The organism is Acidocella sp. (assembly GCF_052326845.1).
Classification (GTDB): domain Bacteria; phylum Pseudomonadota; class Alphaproteobacteria; order Acetobacterales; family Acetobacteraceae; genus Acidocella.
The window spans coordinates 1-6069 of record NZ_JBKQJR010000001.1; the positions used below are offsets into that span (position 1 = coordinate 1).

General features: G+C 64.0%; 6 protein-coding genes. 3 read left to right on the plus strand and 3 right to left on the minus strand.

Annotated features, from left to right (window positions below):
* The 3 genes from ACLPJJ_RS00005 to ACLPJJ_RS00015 form a co-directional block, all read right to left on the minus strand.
* Positions 1-1225 (minus strand): AAA family ATPase (locus ACLPJJ_RS00005; RefSeq protein WP_443588558.1); only part of this gene is annotated, 1225 nt, incomplete at its 3' end.
* 137 nt (positions 1226-1362) lie between these two features.
* On the minus strand, positions 1363-1692 hold the full coding sequence (clpS, locus tag ACLPJJ_RS00010) for an ATP-dependent Clp protease adapter ClpS (RefSeq protein WP_443588560.1): 330 nt from the start codon (positions 1690-1692) through the stop codon (positions 1363-1365).
* A 334-nt stretch (positions 1693-2026) separates the two neighbouring features.
* Positions 2027-2560, minus strand: coding sequence for a phasin family protein (locus ACLPJJ_RS00015; protein WP_443588562.1), 534 nt, complete (start codon positions 2558-2560; stop codon positions 2027-2029).
* A 366-nt stretch (positions 2561-2926) separates the two neighbouring features.
* Between ACLPJJ_RS00015 and ACLPJJ_RS00020 the strand changes: the two genes are divergently transcribed.
* From ACLPJJ_RS00020 to ACLPJJ_RS00030, 3 genes are all read left to right on the plus strand, one after another.
* A complete protein-coding gene (locus ACLPJJ_RS00020) occupies positions 2927-4198 on the plus strand; it encodes a D-alanyl-D-alanine carboxypeptidase family protein (protein WP_443588563.1) in 1272 nt (423 codons plus the stop codon).
* A gap of 64 nt (positions 4199-4262) precedes the next feature.
* Positions 4263-4853 carry a DedA family protein gene (locus ACLPJJ_RS00025; RefSeq protein WP_443588565.1) on the plus strand — a complete coding sequence of 197 codons (591 nt, stop codon included), beginning with the start codon at positions 4263-4265 and terminating at the stop codon, positions 4851-4853.
* Entirely contained in the window at positions 4850-5959 is a 1110-nt protein-coding gene (locus ACLPJJ_RS00030) for a D-alanine--D-alanine ligase (protein ID WP_443588566.1), read from the plus strand. Before ACLPJJ_RS00025 ends, ACLPJJ_RS00030 begins: the two co-directional genes overlap by 4 nt.
* The last annotated feature ends 110 nt before the right edge of the window (positions 5960-6069 follow it).

A 6069-nucleotide genomic window follows, 5' to 3' on the forward strand; every position in this document is an offset into this window, starting at 1 on the left:
CGTCGATCGCCTTGTCGGGGAGCTTGCGGTCGTTGATGTACATAGCCGCCAGCACCACCGCGCCGCGGATGGCGTCATCGGTGTAGCGCACCGTGTGGTGGCTCTCGTAGGCGCCCTTCAGCCCGCGCAGGATCTTCACCGAATCCTCGACCGACGGCTCGTTCACGTCGATTTTCTGGAAGCGCCGGACCAGCGCCCGGTCCTTCTCGAAGTAGTTGCGGAACTCCGTGTAGGTGGTGGAGCCGATGCAGCGCAGCACACCCTGGGCCAGAGCCGGCTTGAGCAGGTTGGAGGCATCCATCGCCCCGCCGGAGGTGGCCCCGGCGCCGATCACGGTGTGGATCTCGTCGATGAACAGGATCGCCCCCGGCGAGTTCTCCATCTCGGTGACGACCGCCTTCAGCCGTTCCTCGAAATCGCCGCGGTAGCGGGTGCCGGCCAGCAGCGCGCCCATGTCCAGCGCGAAGATGGTGGAGTTCAGCAGCACCTCCGGCACGTCACCGTCGATGATGCGCTTGGCCAGCCCTTCGGCGATGGCGGTCTTGCCCACGCCCGGGTCGCCCACATAAAGCGGGTTGTTCTTGGTGCGGCGGCAGAGAATCTGGATCGTGCGCTCGATCTCGTGCTCGCGCCCGATCAGCGGGTCGATCTTACCGTCCCGCGCCTTCTTGTTCAGGTTGATACAGTAGGTGGAGAGCGCATCCTGACCGCGCTTGGCGCTGACCTTCTCCTCACGCTCCGGTTCGCTGTTCTGGTCAGCCCCGGTGGGGGTGCGCGGCGTGGACTTGCCCGGGCTCTTGGCGATGCCATGGGAGATGAAGTTCACCGCGTCCAGGCGCGTCATGTCCTGCAGTTGCAGGAAATACACGGCATGGCTCTCCCGTTCCGAGAACAGGGCGACGAGTACGTTCGCGCCGGTCACCTCCTCGCGCCCCGAGGATTGCACATGGATGGCGGCGCGCTGCACCACGCGCTGGAACCCGGCGGTGGGCTTCGGGTCACCTGCGCGGTCGGTCGCCAACCCAGCCAGGTCCTTGTCCAGGAACTCGGTCAGGTCCTTCTTGATCTTCTCGATATCCACACCGCAGGCGCGCAGCACCGTCACTGCATCGGCATCGTCCACGAGCCCGAGCAGCAGATGCTCCAGCGTTGCGTATTCATGCTTGCGTTCAGCCGCCAGGGAGAGCGCGCGGTGCAGGGTCTGTTCTAGGTTGCGAGACAGCATGGGCTAACTTCCTTTGCGCCGGAGACCGGCGCGCTTGATTCCGGACATTCTATCTGCCTGTCCGGCCGGCATCTTGGCTACGCCGCCACCCTAGCGGCGTATATTCGTAGATAGTGACGCTGGCTCAGAATACAGCCTCATTCTTTCTCAATCGTGCATTGCAGCGGGTGTTGGTTCTGCCTTGCCAGATCCATCACCTGCGTCACCTTGGTTTCCGCCACTTCGTAGGTGTAAACCCCGCACACGCCCACGCCGCGGCGATGCACATGCAGCATGATCTGCGTCGCCTGGTCGCGTGACTTCTGGAAGAAGCGCTCCAGCACATGCACAACAAACTCCATCGGCGTGTAGTCGTCGTTCAGCATGAGAACCTTATACATGGTGGGCTTGCGGGTCTTGGGCCGCGGCTTCACGACCACGCCGGCATTCGTCCCTTCGCCACCTTTACGCTTGTCGTTCTCGCTCATTCCTCAAACACCCTGGGCAAAACCGCGGTCTCGCCTCCTCATCAGCTAGGCGGCGCTTGCACCGCCGTAAGGCGAGCATATCGAAAGCAAGGCCGCCTATGAAAGAGAGAATTTCTCTGACCTGCAAAAAACATGGGCATAGCGCTGGTAAACCTCCAGTAACCGCGCCCTTTGGAGAACAACGCTCCACTGGCCCTGGAAAGCGAAAAGGCCGGACACCCGAGGGTGGCCGGCCTTTTTCTGTACGCGCCGCAAGCGCCGCGCCAGATACCAGGAGATTGGCTCCCAATCCCGGCGCGCATTACGCGCGCCGGGCAGGCGGGAGCCAACCAGATTAGTGGGTCTTGCCGAAGGTCTCGACCGCGAGGGTAACGCGGGCGGTCAGCGGGGCAATCGCCTGCTCGGTCAGCTTCACGGTGGCGTCGGCCAGCTTGTTGGTCTCGGCCACAGCCTTCTCAATGGTGGTCTTGGTGTAGCTGGTCTGCAGGTCCACGGCTTCCTTCACGGACTTCACGCCGATCAGCGACTTGCCGAAAGCGACGGATTCCTCAATGGATTCCTTGGAGGTGGCGGCCAGGTGCTTGGACAGGTCCTGGAAGCCGGCGGCATAAATCTGGGTAGCCTTGACGAAGGCTTCCAGGTTGCCCTGGCTGAACGCCAGGAGTTCTTCGGAGGTCTTCACGGCCTTCTCAACGCCTTCCTTCAGCTTAGCCTGGGACGTTTCCAGGCCCTTGGTTGCCTTCTCAATGCCATCGCGCACGGCGGCGACGGACTTCTCGAAGCCCTTCACGGACGCTTCGTTCACGGATTCAATGCTGGCAGCCGTGGTGTCAGCGGCGGCGGTGGCTTTGGCTTTCGTAGCGCTCATTAAAAAATCTCTCCCGCAAGCAAGTAAGAAAAAAAACTGCACGGCCCCAACCAAGCGAGCAAGACGGCGCAAACCGCAATGCAGCAATGTCTTTCTAGGTGGCTAATTTCTTTCCGTCAACGTTTTTTGTGCGATGCACAAAACCGTCACGAAACCGACACTTCCGTCCCTTTTCAGGCCGCTCCGCAAGCCGCTCCGGGGCCCTCCTCAGCAACCCAAACTAACCCTTTGGGTTTTATGCTCTTTCGAAAAGATTCTGTGGTTTTTCGCTGGACAGTTCGGCACCATAAAGGCTAGATTGTGGCATGATTTTGCACTGACGGGGTAAGAGCAATCATGCGAAGCTGGCGGACTAAGGGCGGGGTCATGGCAGCCTGGTTGTGCGCGGCCGCGTTCACCGCGACGCCGGCGGCCGCGAGGGAGCATCATCATGCCCTGCACCGTGCCGTACAGCCGGCGCCGCAACCCGCCGACGACGCGGCATTCACAGGCTACGGCCCCACCGCGCCGGGCGCCAGCACCATCCTTATCGACGCGCAATCCGGCCAGGTGCTTGGCGCCAACGGTGCCGACACACCGCGCTACCCCGCCAGCCTGACCAAGCTGATGACGCTGGATCTCGCCTTCCAGGCGCTGCGCAGCGGGCAGATGACGCTGGATACACAAATCCCCGTCTCCTACCACGCCAATTCGGTGGAGCCGGTAAAGCTGGGCCTGGCGCCGGGCTCCACCATCGCGGTGCGGGACGCCATCCTGGCGATGACCACCATGTCCGCCAACGACGCCGCGACCGCCCTCGGCGAATATATTGGCGGCGGCTCAGAAGACCGCTGCGCGCAGCTGATGACCCAGCGCGCCAAGCAGCTCGGCATGGCGCAGACGAATTTCGCCAACGCCTCCGGCCTGCCCAACCCCAACCAGGTGACCACCGCGCGCGACCTCTCGCTTCTGGCGCGGGACATCGTGGTGAACTTCCCCGAGGACCAGCAGTTCTTCGAGGTGCAGAGCTTCAATTTCCGCGGCCGCACCGTCTACAGCAACAACCAGATGCTGAAGACCTATCCCGGCGCCACCGGGATGAAGACCGGCTATACCGACCTCGCCCGCCACAACCTCATCACCAGCGCGCAGCGCAATGGCCACGTGCTGATCGGCGTGGTGTTGCACGAGCCGAACTGGGGCGACACCTACGCGCAGATGCGGACCCTGCTGGACAGCGGCTTCGGCGGCCCCGCGCCCTCCACCACAGTGGCGGCAGCCACGCCGGTGGTACCGCATGGCGGCACGCTGCAAATGGCATCGAACACCCACGCCCGCCCTGCTGCACCGATCCCCGCCGCGAGCCGCGCCCATGCCTATCCGATGGGCGGCTGGGTGGCGCAGCTCGGCGTGTACAGCCACATGGCCAAGGCGCGGACGGCGGCTCTGGCCGCGCACCATCTGAGTGGCGAGGGCATCCCCCGCATCGCCAGGGTGGAGACCAAAGGCCATACCATGTGGAGCGCCCAGCTCGCCGGGCTGACCTCCAACAGCGCCCGCGCCACCTGCAGCGCCATGGCCGCGCGCGGCAATTCCTGCCGGGTCATTCCTCCCAGCGTTGACCATCTGGCCATGCTGACCAACGACGACGGCACCTGAAGGCCATCTGTTGATGGCCTGGCCGGATTTGGCCTGAGGCCAATCTGGCTCTATGTGAGGCCGCATGACACTTATTAGCTTTGCCGGGTTGCTCGCGGCAGCGGGCGGCAACAGGTTTCTGCAGGCCTCGGCAGTCATTACCGGCACCTTCATCCTGGAGGATGCAGCGACCCTGCTCGCCGCCATGCAAGTGGCCAGCGGCGCCCTCCCTTTGCCGCTGGCGCTCGGCTCACTCTACGCCGGCATCGTGCTGGGGGATCTCGGGCTGTACGGGCTGGGCTGGCTCTCGGGCAAGCATGAATGGGCGCGCCGGCTGGTGCCGAAGCAGCGGCGCGACCTCGGCAAACGCTGGGTGAAACAGCGGGTGCTCCCGCTCGTGATGGTCAGCCGATTCGTGCCCGGGCTGCGCCTGCCCACCTACACCACGCTCGGCTTCCTGCACGCGCCGCTCGCGCAATTCGCCCTTGCCGCCATCGCCGCCACGCTGGTCTGGACCTCCGGCCTGTTCTTCGTCAGCCTGCATCTGGGCGTACTGATGATGCGCTATCTCGGCATTTGGCGCTGGGCCGGTCTTGTCGTATTCTTGTTAATCATCATCATGGTCGGGCAGCTTGCCACGCGGCTCTACAACATAAAACGGAGGGACACTCCATGAGCGACGCATCTCTCGCCAGGGCGATGGGAGCACCGGGGCGGAGCAAGGGCAAAACGCCGGTTTCGTTTTTCGAGTTCTGGCCCGGCTGGCTGTTCTACGCGCCGGTGGTGGCGTTCTGGGCGCTCAAATCGCTGCGCTATGGCAGCGTCACCCTCCCCTCCCTCGCCAACCCCCGCATCGAGGCTGGCGGCATCTGCGGCGAGTCGAAGAACGCCATCCTCGCCCTCGCCGGCCCGGTGGCGCGGCAATGGGTCGCTGATTTCGTCGGGTTCACCACCTCCGGCCATCGCGGCGGCAACGACCTGGCGCTGGCACGCGCGGCAATGACCCAAGCGGGGCTGAATTTTCCGGTGGTGGCCAAGCCGGACATGAGCTGCAACGGCGTGGGCGTGCGCGTGGTGAACAACGAGGCGGAACTCGCCGCCTATCTCGCCGCCTTCCCCCGCGCCACGGCGCTGCAATTGCAAGCGCTCGTCACCTATGAGGGCGAAGCCGGGATTTTCTACATCCGCCATCCGCACGAGGCGCAAGGGCGCATCACCTCGGTGACGCTGAAATACGCGCCGACCGTGACCGGGGACGGCAAGCGTAATGTGCGCGACCTCATCGCCGCCGATGAACGGCTGAACGCTGTCTCCAGCCTGCTGCTGAGCAAGATCGGCGCCAAGGCCGATGCCGTGCCAGCGGCCGGGGAACGCGCGCGGCTCGTCTTCGTCGGCAATCACTGCCGGGGCTCCACCTTCAAGGACGGGCTGAACATCGTCAGCCCCGCGCTCACCGCGCGCATCGACGAGATCATGCGCGACATGCCGGATGTGTATTTCTCCCGCATCGACCTGCGCTACGACACGCTCGAGGCATTGCGCGAGGGCCGGGACTTCAAGATCATCGAGTTCAACGGCTCCGGCTCCGAGGCCACGAACATCTGGGACCCGGAGATGACCCTGGGCCGCGCCTACAAGACGCAGTTCTTCCATTACGGCGAGTCCTTCAGGATCGGTGCTGCGATCCGCAGCCGCGGACTGGAGCCGACGGGGCTGCTGAAGCTGGCCGCCTTGTGGTGGCACCAGAAGCGGCTGATGTCCGCCTATCCCCAAAACGACTAGAGCCCCTCTCAAAACCCTACTAGGCCGGCCGTCTGGCGCCGCTTTTCTGCGCTCCGGTGCTCACGTACTTCAACGTACGCTCCGCTCCGGTGCTCGTAATACGGGGCCAT

Coding starts and splice junctions, on each gene's coding strand:
- ACLPJJ_RS00030 (WP_443588566.1), top strand. CDS start 4,850: ATGAGCGACGCATCTCTCGCCAGGGCGATGGGAGCACCGGGGCGGAGC.
- ACLPJJ_RS00020 (WP_443588563.1), top strand. CDS start 2,927: ATGGCAGCCTGGTTGTGCGCGGCCGCGTTCACCGCGACGCCGGCGGCC.
- ACLPJJ_RS00025 (WP_443588565.1), top strand. CDS start 4,263: ATGACACTTATTAGCTTTGCCGGGTTGCTCGCGGCAGCGGGCGGCAAC.
- ACLPJJ_RS00015 (WP_443588562.1), bottom strand. CDS start 2,560: ATGAGCGCTACGAAAGCCAAAGCCACCGCCGCCGCTGACACCACGGCT.
- clpS (WP_443588560.1), bottom strand. CDS start 1,692: ATGAGCGAGAACGACAAGCGTAAAGGTGGCGAAGGGACGAATGCCGGC.